This window comes from Kineococcus mangrovi, from assembly GCF_041320705.1.
GTDB classification, from domain to species: domain Bacteria; phylum Actinomycetota; class Actinomycetes; order Actinomycetales; family Kineococcaceae; genus Kineococcus; species Kineococcus mangrovi.
This window is the reverse complement of the sequence record NZ_JBGGTQ010000007.1, coordinates 95,142-114,321: the sequence shown is the minus strand read 5'-3', so window position 1 is coordinate 114,321 and position 19,180 is coordinate 95,142. Positions and strand designations below refer to the sequence as shown.

Here is a 19,180-nt window from a genome sequence, read left to right as displayed (position 1 = left end):
AGCGGGCACGAGCTCACCCGCTCCTGGTCGCGAGTCTCACCGCTGGTGCAGGTCGACCTCCAGCACGGATGTCCCCACCGGGCCACGCGCGACGGCCGGTGACTCACCCACCACCTCCAGAGCCCACTCCCCGATCGAGGGTCGGCCCTGGAGTGCAGCCCGGACGACGGAGCCGGCTCGGGTGACCGTGACCGTGACGGTGGGCGCGTCGCCGGCGCGGGGGACCTCGACGGTGGTGCTGGCGCCGTCGGTCAGGCCGTAGCAGCGCAGGGTGACTCCGTCGGGGTAGTCGTAGTCGGGACGGTCGCTGCGCGCTCCGACCGGTAGGACGGTCCCGGGGCGCACCAGCAGCGGCAGGGAGTCGAAGGCGTGGTGCTCCCGGCGCCACCCACCGCCTTCGACCGGTTCCCCCGTCAGCAGGTGGTGCCAGGTCCCTGGCGGCAGGTAGTACTCGACGACCCCGTCGGCGGAGAAGACCGGCGCGACCAACAGCGAGGGCCCCAACATGTACTGGGTGTCCAGGTGGGCGGTGGCGCGGTCGTCGGGGAACTCCAGGAACATCGGCCGCAGCACCGGCGCGCCATTGGTGTGTGCCTGGCGGGCCAGCTGGGCGAGGTAGGGCATGAGCTGCATCTTCAGCTGGGTGAAGCGGCGGGCGGTGTCGACGGCTTCCTCGTCGAAGGCCCACGGGACGCGGTAGGAGCTGGAGCCGTGCAGCCGGCTGTGGGAGGACAGCAGGCCGAAGGCCAGCCACCGCTTGAACACGGCCGGGTCAGGGTCGCCTTCGAAGCCGCCGATGTCGTGGCTCCAGAACGCGAAGCCGCTGGCGGCCAGGGACAGGCCACCGCGCAAGGTCTCGGCCATGGCCTCGAAGGTGGAGTAGCAGTCCCCGCCCCAGTGCACGGGGAACTGCTGCCCGCCGGCGGTGGCGCTGCGGGCGAAGACGACCGCCTCGCCCTCGCCGCGCTGTTCGCGCAGGGCGGTGAAGACGCAGTCGTTGTACTGCTGGGCGTAGTGGTTGTGCATGCGCTGCGGGTCCGAGCCGTCGAACCAGATCACGCCTTCGGCGGGGATGCGCTCGCCGAAGTCGGTCTTGAAGGAGTCGACACCCATGTCCTGCAGTCGGCGCAGGTGGCCGGCGAACCAGTCGCGGGCACCGGGATGGGTGAAGTCGACGATGCCCATCCCGGCCTGCCACATGTCGGTCTGCCACACGCTGCCGTCGGTGCGCCTGAGCAAGAACCCCTGTGCGGCGGCCTCGGCGAACAGGGGTGAGCGCTGAGCGATGTAGGGGTTGATCCACACGCACACCTTCAGTCCGCGCCGGTGCAGGCGGGCCAGCATGCCCTGAGGGTCGGGGAAGGTGCGCGGGTCCCACTCGAAGTCGGTCCAGTTGAACTCGCGCATCCAGAAGCAGTCGAAGTGGAAGACGCTCAGCGGCAGGTCGCGTTCGGCCATGCCGTCGATGAACGACATGACGGTGGCCTCGTCGTAGTCGGTGGTGAACGACGTCGACAACCACAGCCCGAAGGACCAGTCGGGGATGCGTGGAGGTCGCCCGGTCAGGCCGGTGTAGCGGCGCAGCACCTCCAGCGGGGTTGGTCCGGCGATGACGTGGTAGGTCAGGGACTGGCCTTCGATGCTGAACTGGGTGCGGGAGACGACCTCGGAAGCCACCTCGAAGGACACCGGGCCCGGTTCGTCGACGAAGACGCCGTAACCACGGCTGGAGAGGTAGAAGGGGACGTTCTTGTAGGCCTGCTCGCTCGACGTCCCGCCGTCGGCGTTCCAGACGTCGATGACCTGCCCGTTCTTGACCACCGGGCCGAAACGCTCGCCCAGCCCGTGGACGGTCTCCCCCACCGACAGGCTCAACTGCTCGTGCACGAACGTGCGGCCGTCGGCGTCGACGACCAGTCCCACGCTCTTGGGCAGGCTGGTGGTCAGCGACCCGCGGGAGTCGCTGAACTGCACCGACCAGGGCGCGCCGCGGGCGACGCGCACCTGCAGGTCGCCGGTGCGCAGCACGCCACCGTCGTCGTCCACGGTCACCTGCGCCCCGCCGCCGGTGACGTCGTCGGAGCGCAGCGCGAAGACCGGACGGGTGGGCACCGCGCCGTCGTGGTGGCTGATGCGGGTGCGGATGACGCCCTCGGCGGGGCTGTCGAAGACCACGGTCAGCAGGGTCCGGTTCAAGGTGTCACCGCGGGAGGCGATGACCCTGGTGGGTGCGTGCACCACCAGCTGCTCACCGTCCGGACCGGTCTGGACGCTCAGGTCGTAGGCCTGTTCGGCGTGCTGGACGTCGAGCCCGGTGCGGGTCATCCAGTAGCCGTCGGTGAACTTCACAGCAGGATCAGCCTTTCAGTCCGCCGGCGAGCAGATCGGTGCGCCAGTACCGCTGCAGCACCAGGATGAGGGCGATGAGCGGGATGACCGACACCGCCGAACCGGTGACGATGAGGGGATAGAGGTCGGTGTCGCCGGCCCCCTTGGACAAGAAGGAGTACAGACCCAGGGTCATGGGGTACTTGTCCTGGTCCGAGAGCATGATGAAGGGCAGCAGGAAGTTGTTCCAGATGCCGACGAATTGCAGCAGGAAGACGGTCACCAAGCCCTGCACCATCATCGGCAACGCGATGGAGGTGAAGATCCGTGTCTCCCCCGCCCCGTCGATGCGGGCGGCTTCGAGGGTCTCATCGGGGATGGAGGCGGCGCAGAAGACGCGGGCGAGGAAGATGCCGAAAGGGTTGATGATGACCGGCAGCAGGACCGACCAGTAAGTACCGGCCAAGCCGAGGGCGGCCATCAGCAGGTACTGCGGAACGGCGACGACGATGCCGGGTACGAGGACACCGGCCAGGACCACGGCGAAGAGCGCCTCGCGGCCGCGGAAGCGGAACTTGGCCAGCCCGTAGCCGGCCATGGCCGAGACGAGGGTGGACAAGAGCGCGCCGAGGCCGGCGTACAGGAGGCTGTTGGCCGCCCACTGCCAGAACCGACCCCCGGCGTAGCCGCTCAGCGCGGCGAGGTTGTCCAGCAGCGAGGTTCCCGGCGCGAAGGAGAAGGTGGTGAACAGTTCCCGAGGCGCCTTGGAGGAGGCGACGACGACCCAGGCGACGGGGATCAGGCAGTACACCGCGCCCAGCAGCAGCACCACGGTGGCAGGACCGCCACCCGTGCGGCGCCCGGCACGGGGTCGGGCGGGGCGCGGCGGGCGGTTCGCTCCGGCGCGCGGCGGGAGGGTCTGGGTACTCATCGGTCGCCTCCGAAGGTGGTGCGCTGGAAGAAGCGGAGGACGACGCTGGACAGCAGCAACGTGCCCACAGCCAGAACCACCGAGGCCGCGGCCGCTCCGCCGAGGTTGTCGTTGTCGAAGGCCTCTTGGTAGATCTTCATCAGCGGCACCCACGTCGAGGAGATGGTCGAGGTGAAGGGACGCAGGGTGGCCGGTTCACTGTAGAGCTGGAAGGTGCCGATGACCGAGAACAGCCCGGTCAGCACCAGGGCCGGGGCGACCAGGGGCACCTTGATGCGCAGGGCGATCTGACGTTCGGTGGCGCCGTCGATGCGGGCGGCTTCGTAGATCTCGGTGGGGATGGATCGCAAGGACGTGTAGATCACGATCATGTTGAAGCCGACACCGGACCACAGGGCGATGTTGGCCATGGAGAAGTAGAGGAAGGGGGTGGACAAGAAGTCCAGCGGGCCGGCACCGAGCCAGGTGGCGATGTAGTTGACGGGACTGGTGCTGGGCAGGTACATGAATCCCCACAGCAGGGTCGCGATGACCCCGGGCACCGCGTAGGGCATGAAGATCGCGGTGCGGGAGAAGCTGCGGGCCCGTACCGCGGGAGTGTCCAGCAGCAGGGCGAACAGCAGAGCGAAGCCCAGGACCAGCGGGATCGAGATGCAGCCGTAGACCAGGACCCGGCCCAGGCCGGCGAGGAACTCCGGATCGGTCAGGGCGCTGGTGTAGTTCTCCAGCCCGACGAACCCCTCCACCCGACGTCCGAAGGCGCCGCCGCCGCTGACGCGGTAGCCGCGAAAGCTCAGCCACAACGCGTAGGCGATGGGCAGCAGCAGGAACAGCGTGAAGAAGACCGCGGCCGGCGCGACGAACGCCCACGGCGCCACCGCACGCGGGAGCGGTGGTCGGCGCCGGCGCCGCGACGCTGCTGCGGGGGTCGGTTGCTGCAGGAGGGTCATGGGTCAACTTCTCTCGAGCGCTGGACGCGGCCGGTACGGGAGGGGTGCGGGAACGAGGAGGGGGAAACGCTGGAGACGAGCCGTTCAGGCGACGGTGAAGCCGGACTTCTCCAGGTCGGCGATGATCGTCTCCTGAGTGCGGGAGTAGACGTCGCGGAACGATCCTCCGCCCAGGGCGGCCTCGTTGAGGGCGTCGCCGAAGGTGGACGTGGCGACGTTGACGTTGGGGCCCCAGGTCTGGGTGATGGTGGTGTCATCGATGACCTGGTCGGCGATCTCGTAGAAGTTCGTCTGCTGCGGCATCAAGCGCGGCGGGTCGGACTGCAGGGTGGCTTCGCGTCCGCCGTTGCCGCCGGGGTAGATGTCCAGCGTGAGCAGCAGCTTCGAGCCCTCCTCGGAGGCCCCCAGCCAGGTGGCGAACTCCGCGGCCGCCTCGGCGTGCTTGGACTTGGCCGGCACGAGGTAGGTGGACCCGCCGAGGAAGGGGACAGCCGAGTCACCGGGTGTCCACTGCGGCAGGGGTGCCGACTCCCACTTCCCGGCGGTGTCGGGGGCGACGGAGTACAGGACGCTGGGGGCCCAGGCCGCGGCGGCCCAGCTGAGGATCTTCCCGGCGTTGACCTGAGCGTTCCACTCCGGAGTCAGCAGCGGCTGGACGGTCACCAGGTCGCGACGGACGAGGTCCTGCCAGAAGTCTGCGGTGGCCAGTGAGGCGTCGTCGGTGAGGTTCACCGTCCAGGACTCGCCGTCGTTGGACCACCACTTCGCCCCGGCCTGAGCGGCGTGCGCGGCGAAGAACTCGAACTGGGTGGCGGCGAAGCTGGCGATGTAGACGCTGGGGTCGGCGGTGTGGATGGCCTCGGCGGCAGCAGCGTACTCGGCCCACGTGGCGGGAACCGCGACACCGTACTGGTCGAAGAGGTCCTTGCGGTAGGTGAACATCATCGGGCCGATGTCCTGCGGCACGCCGTAGACGGTGTCGTCGAGGGTGCACAGGGACCAGATGTTGTCCTCCGCGCCGGACTTGGCGGAGGACACCTGCTCGGTGAGGTCGGAGACGACCCCGGCGACGACGAGGGCGGGCAGGGCGCGGTACTCGATCTGCACGACGTCGGGAGCGGTGTCGGCGCGGTCGGCGGCCAGCAGCTTCGAGGCGGTCTCCGGGGTACCGCCGACTTCGGAGAGCTTGACGGTGACGTCGGGGTTGAGCTCGTGGTAGCGGTCGACGATGGCCTGGGCGTTCGGGTCACCGCCCTTGAGGGAGTAGGTCCAGAACTGCAAGGTGACGGGGCCGGAACCGCCCGCGGCCGAGTCGTTCCCGGAGCTGCACGCGGTGGCGGTCAAGCCGGCGGTGGCCGCGGCGCCGGCCAGGAAGGTACGCCGCGACGTCGCCGAGCGCCTGCCCGTCGTGAGGCTGTTCGGCGTGGAGCTGCTCGTCGTGCGGCTGGTGCTGGAGTGGGGCTGGTGGGTCATCACATCTCCCTCGACGTGCCGGTTGTGGCGACGACGCCACCGGATGCACGCTTCCCGCGTGCCGGAGGAAGACGCTACTGTTCACCTGAACATCAGTCAAGGAAGACGGTTTCCCCGGCCGTCGCCTTCGCTCCCCTACGACAAGGCAACCTGTGACCTCTCGCGCCGTCCCCCTCGACTCCCCGCCCCCTGGACCCACTGCCGATGCCGCCGCCGGGTCGACGGCCCAGGACCCGCAGCCGGTGAACCCCGTGCTGGCCGGTTCCCACCCGGACCCCTCCATCTGCCGGGTCGGGGCGGACTACTACCTCGTCACGTCCTCCTTCGCCTACTTCCCTGCCGTCCCCGTGCACCACTCCCGCGACCTGCTCACCTGGGAGCTGATCGGGCACGTCGTCACCGACCCCGCGCACCTGCGCTGCGGCGAGTCGGACTTCGCCGACACCGACTGCTCGGACGGGGTCTGGGCTCCCACCATCCGCCACCACGAGGGCGTCTTCTACGTCGTCCTGGCCTTGGCTCGCCAGCGACGGGGGGCGGCGACGGTGCTGTTCACCGCGACCGATCCGCGTGGTCCGTGGTCGGCGCCGGTGCAGCTGGAAGCCGACGGGATCGATCCGTCGCTGTTCATCGACGACGACGGCACCTGCTGGTTCGCAGCCGCACGCGACGCCACCGTGCAGACCGCGACGGGGCCGGCGGAGATCTACGTGCGCCGCCTGGACCTGCAGTCGCTGTCACTGGTGGGACCGGAGACGGTCATCTGGCACGGGGCCATGGCCGGGGCCTGGGCGGAGGCGCCGCACCTGACCAAGCGAGACGGCGTCTACCACCTGCTCGCCGCGGAGGGCGGCACCGAACGCCGTCACAGCGTGACCGCCGCCCGGGCGGAGGTAGTCACGGGTCCCTGGCGCACCGACCCGCGCAGTCCTCTGCTGACCCACCGCCACCTCTCCCCCGATCACCCCGTGCAGAACGTGGGGCACGCCGACCTCGTCGACGACGAGGAAGGCCGCACCTGGGCCGTGGTCCTGGGCGTGCGGCCCGTGCGCGGCGTCCACACCCTGGGCCGGGAGATCTTCCTCGTCCCCGTCGACTGGAGCCCGGACGGGCCGGTGTTCGCTCCGGGGACGGGCATGGTCACCGGTGTGGCACCCGACACAGCGGCAGCAGCGGCGGTGACAGCGGCTGCGGCCTCACCGACGAGCGGCGCCACCTCCGTCGACGGCGCCTGGAGTTCCATCGCCCTGTCTGGGCGCGAGGTCTTCTCGCTACGCGGTCCCCTGGACGTACGACCAGAGCCAGGGGGCGCTGCAGCGCTGCCGGTCGTGCCGGCCACCCTGTCGGCTGCGACGGGAACGCCGGGATTCCTCGGCTGGCCGCAACGTGACCTGCACTTCCAGGCCGAGATCCGTTGCCGCGCTGCGAACCTCCCCACGATGACGCGCGCCGGGCTGGCGCTGTTCGTCACACCTCGCGTGTGGGCGGCGGCCGTGGTGGAGACCGGAGACGACGGGACCGTGCGGTTTCAGATCGACACCGGCGACGACATCGACAGCAGCCCGGGCGGTGATCTCGTCGAAGGTGTGGGCGAGGACCTCGACGGGGGTCCCGGCAGCGGGGTCGCCGTTCACCAGATGGTCGACGTCGACGGTGACCACGTCGTGATTCGCGTGGACGGGGACGAGGAGGCTTACCGGTTCTCCTGGACGCTCGCCGCGCCAGAGGACCACACGCAGGGCCGTGGGGGCCGGCACGAGGTGTGGCGACCACTGGGGGTCGTACCCCGCCGCGCGCTGAGCAATGAGGTCGCCGGCGACTTCCTCGGCGTGCACCTCGGCCCGTACGCCAGCGGGTGCGAGGGTGCAGCGTTCGTCGTCGACCGGTTCCGGTACCGCGCGACCGGCGCGATGCGGACCGAGATCGTTCCTGCCGTTCCTGCCGTGCCCGTCGTGTCGACTCAGCGTTGACCGGCCGCGCGGCGGGTGCTGTCCCTGGCCACCACCTGCGCCGGGATCAACTGGTGCGTCGGTTCAGCCCCGACCAGCATGTCCAGCAGCATCTGGATGACCGTGGTCCCGAGCAGGGTGAAGTTCTGCCGCACCGTCGTCAACGCCGGCACGAGGTGGCTCATCCCCGGGGAGTCGTCGAACCCCACCAGCGACACCTCCTCCGGCACCGCCACCCCCGCCTCCACGAGCGCCTTGAGGGAACCGACCGCCATCATGTCGTTGCCGGCGAAGATGGCCGTGGGCCGTGGGGTGGTGCGCAGCACCTGGCGGGTCAGCTCGTAACCGCCGGCGGGGGTGAAGTCCCCTTCGCGCACCACGGGGTCGGTGATGCCCGCGGCGGCCATCTCCGCACGGAAACCGACGACCCGAGCCTGTGCGTCGTAGACCCGCGAGGGACCGCTGAGGTGGGCGATCCGACGGTGCCCCAGGTCCAGGAGGTGGCGCGTCAACGTCCGGGCCCCGGCCACCTGATCGATCTCGACCGAAGCCAGCTTGTCGTTGGCCACCGCCCCGGACATGACCACGGCCACGGGGACCCGGCTGTCGACGCTGCCCAAAGCCTCCGCCGCCATCGGCCGGTCGGCGACGAAGGCGATCCCGTCCACGGACTGGTCGAGGAGGCGGTTGACGGTCTCGGTGAGGTCGGCAGCGGAGCCTCCGTGCCAGGCGGCGAGGTTCACCCAGTAGCCGGCGTCCTTGGCAGCGGTCTCGATGCCCAGCAGGACCTTCGACAGCTCGAAGAGCTCTTCCCCGGCCAAGACCACTCCGAGGGTGCCGGAGACGTCGCCGTGCAGCGCGCGGGCGATGCTGTTGCGGCGGTAGCCCAGCTGCTGCACCGCGGCCATGACGCGCTGCCGGGTCTCCTCCTTGACCATGGGGTGGCCGTTGAGGACGCGGGAGACGGTCATGTGCGACACACCCGCCAGCTGTGCGACGTCGACCAGTCCCGGCGCCCTCGCCATCTCCACTCCTCCGTTCTGCGGCCCCTCACGCATCCGCGGGCAGCGTGTCAGATCTGGATCGTGCCAGAACGCGACGCCAGGCCGTGACCTGACGCCGATGCGCGTGGACCGACGCGCTGGCACCCGGCAGAGAGGACGGCCCCCGCTCGAGACCCGCACTTCCTCGGCCCAGGACCAGCCAGAACCCCGTCGAGGCCCGGGTTCGATGGAGAGCGTGGAGCAACGCTCAGGCTGCGGTGCCCTCCGAACCGCTGGCGGTGGGCACGACCTGGTCCCGGAACTCGACCGGCGGGACCGTCCCGAGCTCGCCGTGCAGCCGGCGGGTGCCGCACCAGTCGACGTGGCCGGCGACGGGTGGAACGCGTCGGCGTGGGGGCCACCGGTCGAGCCGACCGGGGAGACCGCACCCTCGCCGGCCAGGCTCTCGGTGCAGCGCACCACGACGTCTTGAGAACCTCTACCCGAGCGGTGCTTCGAACCGGTCAGGTCCCCTCCCTCGCGGCGGCGGATCCAGAACGCCGTCTGCGGGGCGTCCAGGGCCAGCTCGGTGCGCAGATGGTCAGCGGTGACACGCGGGCCCGTCAGCCGAGGATGCGGCGGGTGCGGACGTCCTGGACGAACGCGGAGTACACCCACCCTGAGCAGCTGCGGATGTCAGTGGGGGCACCTCCCAGCGCCCAGGCACCGGAGGAGTGTCGGCGCCCCAGAACTGGTGCCGAGCCGGCCGCCGATCCGCTGCAACGCGCCGGTGCGAGGAGCGGGGCCACGACGGGCGTCCCCCGCCGTGCGGATCGCGCGCTCACGCAGCTCGTCGGGGTACTCCCTGGGGCCGCCCCGACCGTCACACCACGAAGACGAGCGCGGTGACCCCCCACGTCGCACGCCAGGAGCGCAGCAGGACGTGCACCACCCCCATCGCGACCGCCACCGCCGCGGCGTACAGGCCCGCTGCCCCACCCTGCAGCAGGACGTGCACCAGCCCCCAGCTGACCGCCGCGACCAGACCACCCCACGGCACCGCAGCACGACCGGTCCACAACTCCCCGCTGCGCTGCCCGAAGGCGATCAGCAAGCTCACCACCCCGGCCTCGGCGACGTAGTAACCGACCTGCCCCAGCGTCAGGACCCGTCCGACCTGCCCGAAGTCCGCCAGGTACGAGCGGTGCTCACCGGCGATCAACGCCTGACCGTCGCCCACCGACCACCAGCGGACGGCGATGACCACCACGGCCAGCGCGACCGCCAGCCCGGTGCGCACCAGCCGGCGCCCCGTCCGGCGCCGGACCGTCAGGGCCCGTCGACCGGTTCGAGCCAGCACGACGATCCCGGTCACCCACCCGGCGACCGTCACCACCTGGTGCACCGCCACACTGCTCCACCGGTCCTCCCGCAGACCGAGAGGCGCGGTGACGACCAGGACGATCAACTCCCAACCGACGACGGCGAAGGCGTAGGACGCCAAGATCAGGGACCGGGCCGCGGTGAGGTCCGTGGTCCGTCGCGAGCCGCCGGTGATCATGCGGTGGAGGGTAGCGCCGAGAGCGCCGAACCCCCGTCGGTCGCTGCACAGGACCGCCGCGCCCAGCACCACCACGAACCGGTCCACGACGACGCGCGCCTGTCGCCCGGTGTTCTGCAGGCGCGGCCGGACTGGCGCACCGACCACCCCGCACGACCTCGGCGCACGGGGATCACGGAACCCGATCCGACCAAGTCCCGGTCACGCTGAGCGATTCCTGCCAGGCTGTCGGGCATGCCCGCTTCCTGGGAACCACCCAGAGGTCCCGGCGCGGCCTCCCCCACCGGGCCACCGGGCCGAACACCGGTGGAGCGGGCGACGACCGTTCCTGAGCACGACGGCGGTGGCGGCGGCGGGGACGACGGCGGGGATCCGACGGTGCTGGCGGCGTTGCTGCAGCTGGCCGCCGTCCTCATCTCCGCCGACTCCCTGGCGGCCCTGGCCGCTCAGGTGCCGGCCATCGCCCAGGCCGCGCTGGGTGCCGACATCGTCCTGCTGGCCGTCACCGACGCTCACACCGACGAGCTGGTGCACCTGACCACCACCGGCCTGGACCCCCAGCTGGCCCGGCAGTGGGCCGTGCTGCCCATGTCGCTGTCCTCACCTCCCACGGACGCCGCCCGGGGCCGCACCCTCATCTACGAAGACGCCGCCGACGTCGCCCGCGACTACCCCCACCTGCAGACCCAGATCGCCGCCATCGGCTACCAGGCCATGGTCCACTTCCCGCTGCGCACCAGCGCCGACACCGTCGGTGCGTTGGGCCTGGCCTGGCGCCGTCCACGCCGGTTCGACGTCCAGGAGCGGGAGGTGATGGCCGCCTTGAGCGCGTTCACGGCCCAAGCGGTGGCCCGGTTGCGGCTGCACGAACGGCAACGGCGCACCGCCGAGACCTTGCAGCGTTCCCTGCTGCCGACCCTGCCGTCGGTCCCGCGCCTGCAGGTCCAGGCCCGTTACGTCCCGGCCGGCACGGGAGAGCAGGTCGGTGGGGACTGGTACGACATCACCGTCCCCGCCGACGGGGTGCCCAACATCGTCATCGGCGACGTCGCGGGCCACGACATCGACGCCGCCGCAGCCATGGGCCAGCTGCGCGGTCTGCTGCGCGCCTTCGTCTGGGACCGCCCCGAACCGGTCGAAGACGTCGTCGCCCGCCTCGAACGCGCCATCAGCGGCCTGGCCCTGCACCTGCACGCCAGTCTCCTGCTGGCGCGCATCCACTGGACCTCCCACCCCACCGACCCCGCCGCCGAACTTGCCGCCGGCCCTCCCCAGGACCAGGCCGGCCGGGCACCCGCCGGTACCCCGGCAGTGGTCGACCTCACCGCGGCGGCCGAGGCACCAGCAGCAGCGGGCACGGCCGCGACCGTCGGCACGCTGGTCTGGACCAACGCCGGGCACCCACCGCCGGTGCTGCTGCGTCCCGACGGCACCACCCGCGTGCTGCGCACCCGCGCCGAACTGATCGTCGGGGTCGACCCGGACACCGACCGCAGCAGCCACCGGGAGGTGCTCGCGGAAGGCACGACGGTGTTCCTGGTCACTGACGGGCTCATCGAATCGCGTCAGCGCGACCTCGATGAGGGCATCGAGGCGTTGTGCAGCAGCATCACCGCCCACCGGCACCTGCCGCTGCAGCAGCTGTGCGACCGCCTCCTCCAGGACCTGGTCGGGCCCGCGCCCGAAGACGACTGCGCCCTGCTGGCCCTGCACCTCACCGATCGAAGCTCCTGAGGTGGTGGGCAGCGGGACACCGTCGACTCCTGCGGGCGGGATCGTCCGCGCGTGTCCGACCGGTCGCTGGACCGTCGCGGGTTCGCTGCCGCTCCCTGATGGGCCTGGACGGCGAGCACGCCCGGGGAGCAGCCGGTCGAAGTCGGGGACCGAGCGGCGCGGACGGTGCGGTTCGCGTCGGCGGAACCGGTGGTCCGACGACGTCCTCCCTGCGACAGTCGCGGCGTGAGCAGTTGCGGCAGACGTCTGCGGGGACGCGTTCGGGAACCCGTGCTCCCCTCGTCGTCGCGGGACGGACGATGAGGCCGGAGCAGCTGCGGTCCGACCTCGCCACGTACCTGTCCCGGCCTGACGTGAGACACCTCGGCCACTCACCGGGACCGCTGCAGGAGGTGAGCGGCGGCTGGGCCAGCAGCCTGTACACCGTCGACCTGCACCCGAACGAGGTCAGCGCTGCGCCCGCGGTGCGCCTGGTGCTCAAGACGTACACGCCGGATGAGGACGGACGTGCCCACGCCGCACGGGAGTGGACAGCTCTGGAGCAGCTGCGGGCCGTGGACCACCCGGTGCCCCGCGCGGTGCTGCTGGAGACCGACCTCGACCACCTGGGGCGCCCGTTCGTCCTGATGGAGCACGTCGCGGGGCTGGCCTTGTGGCAGGCCCACGAGGCCGCCGACCCGAGCACGCAGGCCCAGCTGGTCAGCGCGTTCACCGCTGCGCTGACGGCGCTGCACGCCCTCGACCCCCGCCTGCTGGAACCGACCGCCACCGATCAGGGCGAGTACGACCACGTCGAGCGCGAACTCGCGCAGTTGCACCGCGACAGCGCCGGCGTGGCGTGGGCCGGGCTGTCCGACGTCCTGGGGTGGCTGCACGAACGCCGGCACCTGGTGCCCTGCCCGCGGCCGGTGGTCCTGCACCGCGACTACCACCCGTGGAACGTGCTCGTGGACGGCTCCGGACGGCTCTGGGTGCTGGACTGGGACTGGCGCATCGGCGATCCCCGCTTCGACCTGGCCTGGACGTGCACCCTGATGCAGCGCAGCGGCTTCGACGCCTTCGCCCAGGCCGTGCGCCGGGAGTACGCATCCATCACCGGCATCGGTGTTCCGCTGGAGGAGTGGGCGTACTTCGAGGTGGTGACGACGGTGCGGTGGCTCTTGAACGTGCTGCCCTCGATCGAGTCGGGGTCCCGGTTGGACGCCGCGACCAGGGCCGAGTTCCGCGCCTTCCTCACCGGACCGGTGCGGCAGGCGCGAGCACTCCTGCGCACCCGGACCGGGACCGACGTGGAGGTGCAGGTGCGGACCTGACCGCTGGTCCGGCGAGGGCGGGACCACCGGCCGACGAGCACCGGCGGACGTCCTGGCGTGGGCGGGACCGCAGTCCGCCCCCACCGGTGCCGGGCGCGGTCAGGAGAACGTGCCGCGCGGGTCGTACCGCCGCCGCACGCCGGCCAGCCGGGCCCGGTCCCCCGCCGACCAGAGCCCACGGTGGTCGCCGTCGCCCGCCAGGTTCAGCGGCCCCGCCGTGGCCCAGGGGGTCACGGCCGCCCGCAACCCGTGGAGCTGCTCGGCGACCCGGTCACCACCGGGCCCCACCGGCACCCCCAGACCCATGAGGGAGAACGCCGCTCCCCGGCCGGTCACGGAGTTCGCGACCCGCGGCGGACGGCCCAGGGCTCCCCCGAGCAGCCGGAGTTCCACCATGGCCAGCACGCAACCGCTGCCGGCGTCGACGCGGGCCAGGACGGCGTCGGCGGTGGGCGCGTCGAACGTCCGCAGCCCGGTCCCGCTCTCGGCGAACGGCACGGGGGCCGTCGGGTCGGCGTGGACGCCGTCGATCGCCGTGAACGGGATGCGGGTGAGGGTGTCGAGCACGACGGGAGCGGCCGCGCGCACCGGCGCGAGCAGACGACTGGCCTCCTCGTCGGTGCCGGTCGAGGTGAACCGCACGTGGACGACCGCCCGCCCGCGCAGCGGTTCGGGCAACGCCGGGTCCGGTGGCAGCCGCAGGAACGCGATGGACGTGCTCACGTGCTCGGGCAGGCCCGGTGCCCACTCCCGCCAGGTGTGCAGCACGTCGTGCGCGGTGGACAGGTCGAAGAACAACCCGCCCCCGTGCACCGTCGCCACGGGGACGAGGTCGAGCGTCAGGGACGTGACGACGCCGAGACCGTCGCGACCGCCTCGCAGCGCCCAGAACAGGTCGGGGTGGTGCAGCACGTCGACGTGCCGCCGGTGGCCGTCGGCCGTGACGACCTCGAGGGATCGGACGCGGTCGGCGCTGAACCCGTGCTGCCGACCCAGCGCGCCGACACCGCCGCCCAGCGTGTACCCGACGGCCCCCACCGCCGTCGAGGACCCGCACAGCGGGGCGAGGCCGTGGGCGGCGGCCGCGTCCACGACGGCGCGCCACCGCGCACCCGCACCGATCGTCGCGGTCCGAGAACCCGGATCGACGCGGACGGAGTCCAGCCGACGGGTCGTCACGAGGACGGTCCCGTCGAGGGTTCCGCGCAGCCCGTGCCCGGTCGCCTGCGTGCGCAGCCTGGCCCCGGTGAGCCGGGCGTGCTGGACCGCGGCCGCGACGTCGTCGGCCGAGACCGCCCCGATCGCGATCCGCGGGGTCGGGGTCCAGGCGGCGTTGAACCCTGCGACCTCCTCGGCGAACCCCACCTGCCCCGGTCGCAGCACTGGCCCGCGAATCCCGCGCAGCACGGGGTCGGGGAAACTGCGGGGGGTGGTGCTGGTGCTGCTGCTCACAGGAACGCTCCGGAGGGTCGAGACGAACGGGAGGGCGGTGAGGGCTCGGACGAAGACGCTGCGGGACAACGACATCACCGGCCCGCCTGCACGGTGATCTCCACGGCCATCCCGGGCAGGGCCAACCGCGCGACGCCGACGAGGGTCGCCGGGGGCGTCGCCGGGGCGAGGCGTTCGGTGATGAGGTGGTAGTTCGCCAGCACCCCGTCGACGTCCGTGGTGTGGACGGTGAGGGACAGGACGTCGGCGACGGTGAAACCGGCCGCCTCGAGGAGTTCCTCGACGTTGCGGACGGCCAGGGCCACCTGGGCGGTGAGGTCGCCGGCGTGGACGAGGCGCCCGTCGCCGTCCACCGGGCCCTGACCGGCCAGGGTCAGCAGGGTGGTCGGCGCGGTGCGCACCTGCGCCTGGTCGAAACCCAGGGCGAGGTTCCAGGTCGAGGGGTTGATGCGGACGGGGTCGGTGCGGACGGGGCCGCCGGTGATCGTCGTCGTGGTCATGGCGAGAACCGTGGCGCCCTCGACCCCACCGAGGGCACCCCAACGACCTGGTGAGTCCTGCCCCCAGACTTCTGGGGGTCACAGCGCGGTCCCGGGTGCCTATGCTCGCCGAGGTGAGGTCGACACCGGTGGAGCGCACGAGAGCGCAACTGCTGACCGTCGCGCGGGCCGGTCTGGACACCCCGACGTTCGTCGCCGCGACGCTCGAGACCGTGGCCCGGGCGGTGCCGTTCTCCGCGGCGTGCCTGGCGACGACCGACCCGGCGACGCGGTTGGTGACCAGCGCGTTCAAGGCCGGGACGATGTCCTCGGTCGACGCGGCGGAGGACGCCCGGTGGGCGTTCCACGAGTACGTCGCCGACGACCTGTACGACTACCGCGACCTCCTCACCCGCGAGGGCGCCGTCATGACCACCCACGTCGAGACGCACGGCGATCCGCTGCGGTCCTCGCGGTTCGAGAACTTCTTCCAGCCGACGTGGTCGGTGACGGACGAGCTGCGCAGCGCGGCGACCGCCGACGGTGACCTGTGGGCCTTCCTCGCGCTGTTCCGCGACGAGAACGGCCGGACGCGGACCTTCAACGAGGCCGAGATGGAGTTCGTCAGCAGCATCGCGACCACCGTGGCCCGCGGGGTGCGCGCCAGTCTGGTGACCACGCTCGTCGCGGCCGGCCCCGGCGGGGTGGCCACGGGCGCGGGCCCGGGGGTCCTGCTCGTGGACGCGGCCGGGGAAGTGCTGTCGGCCAACGGCGAGGCCCACGACCGCATCGCCGCGCTGGGGGGCGGGTCGCTCGGCTCGACCCCGCTGCCGATGCCGGTGCAGTCCGTCGTCAACGCCGCCCAGCGGTTCGGCCGCGGTCAGGAGCACTGGGCTCCCCGGGTGCGGATGCGGACGGTGTCGGGACGGTGGGTCGTCGTCAGCGCCTCGCCCATGACGTCGTTCGGCGCGGGCGTGCCCTCGACGACGGCCGTCACCGTCGAGGACGCCGGCGCCACCGACGTGCTGCCCCTGGTCGTCGCGGCCCACGGGTTGACGGGCCGGGAGCGGGAGGTCGTGCGGCTCGTGCTGCGCGGCGTCTCGACCGCGGAGATCGGCCGGGCCCTGCACCTGTCGGCGTACACCGTCCAGGACCACCTCAAAGCGGTGTTCGACAAGGTCGGCGTCCGCAGCCGACGGGAACTCGCGGCGCGCGTCTTCGCCGAGGAGTACGTGCCGCGGATGGGCGCGGGAGGCTCGCCCGGGGCGTCCGGGTTCTTCGCCTGAGGACCGACCCCGGACCCGGGTCCCGGCGCGGCGCCACCTCCGGCCGGCGGACGACGTCGGGGTCGGGAACGCCGTCCCGGCACCCGTGTCGCCCGGGCGGCCGATCCAGCGGCGGGTGGAACGTCCCGAGACCTCCTGCATGTCCACCTCCGGCATCACCGGGGCCCGCGTCGTGGGGTTCACGCGCGAGGCCGGCTGGTGCCAGGCGCCCGGGTGCGCCCACCCGGTGCCGGAGGGGGCGGCCCTCGTCGCGCTCCCCGACGAGCGGTTCGCCCACTACGGCCGGACGTGCCTGCGGCGGGTCCTGGGGGCGACCCTGACGCTGGAGGACCTGCTGGTCGTCGAGGCGCGCCGGCACGCCGCGTTCGTCATGGGCCTGGCGCGGGTGCACGCGGCGTTCGTCCGCGAGGACCCGCTGTCGTGCGCGGGTCTCCTGCCCACCCTGGAGGGGCTGCGGCCCGCGACCGTCGCCGAGCGCGTCGTCCTGGAGTCCGTCCGGTCGCGGCTGGAGCAGGTCGCCGCGACCGGAACGGTGGTCGGGGCGCTCGACGCGTAGGCTCCAGGCGTGGCCCTGCCGATCAGCCATCCCCTGCAGCGCTACAGCGTCAGCGGGTACCGGGAGACGGACCTGCCCTCCGGCGGGTTCGCGTGGTCGGCGGACCTGCTGCGGCACGGGCAGAGCTTCGGCATGGTCACCGACCACGGGGACGGCCGGGCCTGCGACTGGGCGTTCACCGACGACGGGTACGGCGCGGAGTTCCTCGCCGCGGCGGCGGACCTGCACCCGGGTGCGACGGACCCGGGGGGCGTGCTGGTCGAGCAGCTCGTGACGATCCGGCAGATGAACTCCCTGGACCAGGTCGCCTACTGCCTCGACGACGACGCGTTCGAGGAGCGCGGGGAGCACCGGCTCGCCGATCCCGGCCGGACGTTCCTGGAGGTGCGCCGGGACCTGGCCGAGCGGTTCGGCGACCGGAACCCGCGCATCTGGGACAAGAACGCCTCGGCGATGGTTCCGGTCACGTCCCCGTCGACCTGAGCCCGGACCGCGGACCCCGCGGCGGCGCCGGACGGCCGCGCGGGGGCGGTGGCCCACCGGTGAGTTCGTGGGAGCCGGCCGGTCCACCCCCCGACCGCACAAGCGCACCCCGTCCATCAGGAGACCCCGTGGGCCAGATCCACCTCGAACTGTTCGCCACCCTCGACCTCGTCGGGCAGGGCCCCGGCGGCCCCGACGAGGACCCGGTCGGGTTCGCGTTCGGCGGCTGGCAGGCCCCCCTGCTGGACGAACGCACCGGCACCCAGGTGCAGGCCTCCTACGAGGGCACCGACGCGCTGCTGCTCGGCCGGCGCACCCACGAGATGTTCAGCACCTACTGGCCGCACCAGGAGGGCGGGCCCGACGACGACATCGCGACGCTCTTCAACCGCGTCCCGAAGTACGTCGCCTCCCGCGGGCGGCCCGACCTGTCGTGGTCGGGGTCGGTCCAGCTCGGGGCGGACCTGCCCACGGCCGTCCGCGAGGTGCGGGAACGGCACGAGCGCGTCAAGGTCGTCGGCAGCCTGAACCTCGTGCAGACCCTCCTGCGGGAGAAGTTGTTCGACGAGCTGCACCTGTGGCTGCACCCGCTCGTCCTGGGCACCGGCAAGAAGGTGTTCGACGGCGGGGCGGTCCCCTCGGTCCTCGCGCTGCTGGCGCCGCCGGACGCCGGTCCCCGGGGCACCGTGTTCCTGCGCTACGGCCTGCTCGAAGGGGTTCCCGCCACGGGCGACATGACGCCGCCCGGGGACTAGGACCAGTGGGGCGCGGTGCGCTGGTACAGCACGTGGTCCTGCCAGCGCCCCGCGATCCGCAGGTACCGCCGGGCGACCCCGATGCGCTCGAACCCGTTGCGCTGCAGCACCGCCTGCGACGCGGAGTTCGACAGCAAGGTCCCGGCCTGCAGCCGGTGCAACCCCAGCCCGCCCGGGGCCGGGGCGAACGCGAGCTCGACGAGCGCGGCGACGGCGTGGGTGGCCACGCCCCGCCCGTTGACGGCCTCGGCCACGAGGTACCCGACGTCGGCGGACTGGAACGGGCCCCGGACGATGCCCGACAGCGTGAGCCGGCCGACGAGTTCGCCGTCGTGCTCGATGACGTACGGGGCGACCCGGCCGGCCGCGTGCTCGGCGAGGGCGGCCGTCAGCAGTTCCCCCTGCCCCTCGGCGGTGAAGTGGGCCTCGTCCCGCTCGGGTTCGTAGGGGGCCAGGAACGGCCAGTTCTCCCGCAGCAGGGCCGCGACCGCGGCGGCGTCGCCGGGGCGGACCAGGCGCAGCGTCGTCGCCCCCGTCCCCCCGCCGGTCACGAGATCACGAACCAGACGGTCTTGCCGTTCTCGTCGTGCTCCACGCCCCAGCGGTCGGAGACGATGTCGACGAGCGCGACCCCCCGGCCGCCCTCGGCCTCCGGCTCCGCGTCCCGGCGCACGGGCGGGTGCGGGTCACCGTCGGACACGGCCACGTGCAGCGCCGGGCCCTCCCCGTCGCAGGAGACGCGCACGCGCACCGGCGGCCCACCGTGGCGGACGGCGTTCGTCACCAGCTCCGAGACCAGCAGCTGCGCCTCGTCGAGCACGCGGGCGTGGTGGGCGGCGCAGAAGGCCTCGGACAGGAACGCGCGCGCCCGGCGGGCCGAGTGCTCCTCGTCGGGCAGGGTGATCTCCGCCGCCGGGGTCGCCTCGCACACGCGTGCCATCCAACAC

The 19,180-nt window shown here is 72.3% G+C and carries 17 protein-coding genes; 7 read left to right on the top strand and 10 right to left on the bottom strand.

The features are described 5' to 3' along the window. Positions 1–36 precede the first annotated feature (36 nt). From yicI to AB2L28_RS15490, 4 genes are all read right to left on the bottom strand, one after another. Positions 37–2,349, bottom strand: a complete 2,313-nt coding sequence (gene yicI / locus AB2L28_RS15505) for an alpha-xylosidase (RefSeq protein ID WP_370719883.1) — start codon at positions 2,347–2,349, stop codon at positions 37–39. 7 nt (positions 2,350–2,356) lie between these two features. Next, positions 2,357–3,259 (bottom strand): carbohydrate ABC transporter permease, encoded by a 903-nt coding sequence (locus tag AB2L28_RS15500; RefSeq protein ID WP_370719882.1) that lies wholly within the window; start codon positions 3,257–3,259, stop codon positions 2,357–2,359. Beyond that, positions 3,256–4,209, bottom strand: coding sequence for a carbohydrate ABC transporter permease (locus AB2L28_RS15495; RefSeq protein ID WP_370719881.1), 954 nt, complete (start codon positions 4,207–4,209; stop codon positions 3,256–3,258). Before AB2L28_RS15495 ends, AB2L28_RS15500 begins: the two co-directional genes overlap by 4 nt. Before the next feature lie 84 nt (positions 4,210–4,293). Then, on the bottom strand, positions 4,294–5,682 hold the full coding sequence (locus AB2L28_RS15490; RefSeq protein WP_370719880.1) for an ABC transporter substrate-binding protein: 1,389 nt from the start codon (positions 5,680–5,682) through the stop codon (positions 4,294–4,296). 242 nt (positions 5,683–5,924) lie between these two features. Between AB2L28_RS15490 and AB2L28_RS15485 the strand changes: the two genes are divergently transcribed. Continuing rightward, entirely contained in the window at positions 5,925–7,652 is a 1,728-nt protein-coding gene (locus AB2L28_RS15485; RefSeq protein WP_370719879.1) for a glycoside hydrolase family 43 protein, read from the top strand. Here the strand turns inward: AB2L28_RS15485 and AB2L28_RS15480 are convergent. Beyond that, positions 7,643–8,656 carry a LacI family DNA-binding transcriptional regulator gene (locus tag AB2L28_RS15480; RefSeq protein WP_370719878.1) on the bottom strand — a complete coding sequence of 338 codons (1,014 nt, stop codon included), beginning with the start codon at positions 8,654–8,656 and terminating at the stop codon, positions 7,643–7,645. The genes AB2L28_RS15485 and AB2L28_RS15480 overlap by 10 nt on opposite strands. 841 nt (positions 8,657–9,497) lie before the next feature. Continuing rightward, positions 9,498–10,175 (bottom strand): hypothetical protein, encoded by a 678-nt coding sequence (locus AB2L28_RS15475; protein WP_370719877.1) that lies wholly within the window; start codon positions 10,173–10,175, stop codon positions 9,498–9,500. Between the two features lie 378 nt (positions 10,176–10,553). On the opposite strand from AB2L28_RS15475, the gene AB2L28_RS15470 reads away from it, so the two are divergent. Continuing rightward, positions 10,554–11,909: a PP2C family protein-serine/threonine phosphatase gene (locus tag AB2L28_RS15470; RefSeq protein WP_370719876.1), complete on the top strand. Its 1,356-nt coding sequence runs from the start codon at positions 10,554–10,556 to the stop codon at positions 11,907–11,909. A gap of 299 nt (positions 11,910–12,208) precedes the next feature. Further along, the gene (locus tag AB2L28_RS15465) at positions 12,209–13,222 is read left to right on the top strand and encodes a phosphotransferase family protein (protein ID WP_370719875.1); all 1,014 of its coding nucleotides are present in this window, start codon (positions 12,209–12,211) and stop codon (positions 13,220–13,222) included. A gap of 99 nt (positions 13,223–13,321) precedes the next feature. Here the strand turns inward: AB2L28_RS15465 and AB2L28_RS15460 are convergent, their stop codons facing one another. After that, on the bottom strand, positions 13,322–14,674 hold the full coding sequence (locus tag AB2L28_RS15460; protein WP_370719874.1) for an FAD-binding oxidoreductase: 1,353 nt from the start codon (positions 14,672–14,674) through the stop codon (positions 13,322–13,324). 74 nt (positions 14,675–14,748) lie between these two features. Beyond that, positions 14,749–15,174, bottom strand: coding sequence for a RidA family protein (locus tag AB2L28_RS15455; RefSeq protein WP_370719873.1), 426 nt, complete (start codon positions 15,172–15,174; stop codon positions 14,749–14,751). 113 nt (positions 15,175–15,287) lie between these two features. Here AB2L28_RS15455 and AB2L28_RS15450 point away from each other — a divergent pair, with 113 nt between their 5' ends. The 4 genes from AB2L28_RS15450 to AB2L28_RS15435 all read left to right on the top strand — a co-directional run bounded on the left by AB2L28_RS15450 (position 15,288) and on the right by AB2L28_RS15435 (position 18,233). After that, positions 15,288–16,439, top strand: coding sequence for a response regulator transcription factor (locus AB2L28_RS15450; protein ID WP_370719872.1), 1,152 nt, complete (start codon positions 15,288–15,290; stop codon positions 16,437–16,439). A gap of 115 nt (positions 16,440–16,554) precedes the next feature. After that, complete coding sequence (locus AB2L28_RS15445; RefSeq protein ID WP_370719871.1) at positions 16,555–16,995, top strand: hypothetical protein; 441 nt, start codon at positions 16,555–16,557, stop codon at positions 16,993–16,995. 9 nt (positions 16,996–17,004) lie between these two features. Then, the gene (locus AB2L28_RS15440) at positions 17,005–17,478 is read left to right on the top strand and encodes a hypothetical protein (RefSeq protein WP_370719870.1); all 474 of its coding nucleotides are present in this window, start codon (positions 17,005–17,007) and stop codon (positions 17,476–17,478) included. A gap of 128 nt (positions 17,479–17,606) precedes the next feature. Then, positions 17,607–18,233: a dihydrofolate reductase family protein gene (locus tag AB2L28_RS15435; RefSeq protein ID WP_370719869.1), complete on the top strand. Its 627-nt coding sequence runs from the start codon at positions 17,607–17,609 to the stop codon at positions 18,231–18,233. Here the strand turns inward: AB2L28_RS15435 and AB2L28_RS15430 are convergent. After that, entirely contained in the window at positions 18,230–18,784 is a 555-nt protein-coding gene (locus AB2L28_RS15430) for a GNAT family N-acetyltransferase (RefSeq protein WP_370719868.1), read from the bottom strand. The two genes, AB2L28_RS15435 and AB2L28_RS15430, sit on opposite strands and share 4 nt — an antisense overlap. Beyond that, positions 18,781–19,173 (bottom strand): ATP-binding protein, encoded by a 393-nt coding sequence (locus AB2L28_RS15425; protein WP_370719867.1) that lies wholly within the window; start codon positions 19,171–19,173, stop codon positions 18,781–18,783. The genes AB2L28_RS15430 and AB2L28_RS15425 overlap by 4 nt, the downstream gene beginning before the upstream one ends. Between the last annotated feature and the right edge of the window lie 7 nt (positions 19,174–19,180).

Bases quoted from the DNA above. Each gene is read 5' to 3' on its own strand.
- AB2L28_RS15495 (WP_370719881.1), bottom strand. From the start codon at position 4,209: ATGACCCTCCTGCAGCAACCGACCCCCGCAGCAGCGTCGCGGCGCCGG.
- AB2L28_RS15465 (WP_370719875.1), top strand. From the start codon at position 12,209: ATGAGGCCGGAGCAGCTGCGGTCCGACCTCGCCACGTACCTGTCCCGG.
- AB2L28_RS15425 (WP_370719867.1), bottom strand. From the start codon at position 19,173: ATGGCACGCGTGTGCGAGGCGACCCCGGCGGCGGAGATCACCCTGCCC.
- AB2L28_RS15455 (WP_370719873.1), bottom strand. From the start codon at position 15,174: ATGACCACGACGACGATCACCGGCGGCCCCGTCCGCACCGACCCCGTC.
- AB2L28_RS15500 (WP_370719882.1), bottom strand. From the start codon at position 3,259: ATGAGTACCCAGACCCTCCCGCCGCGCGCCGGAGCGAACCGCCCGCCG.
- AB2L28_RS15490 (WP_370719880.1), bottom strand. From the start codon at position 5,682: ATGACCCACCAGCCCCACTCCAGCACCAGCCGCACGACGAGCAGCTCC.
- AB2L28_RS15475 (WP_370719877.1), bottom strand. From the start codon at position 10,175: ATGATCACCGGCGGCTCGCGACGGACCACGGACCTCACCGCGGCCCGG.
- AB2L28_RS15480 (WP_370719878.1), bottom strand. From the start codon at position 8,656: ATGGCGAGGGCGCCGGGACTGGTCGACGTCGCACAGCTGGCGGGTGTG.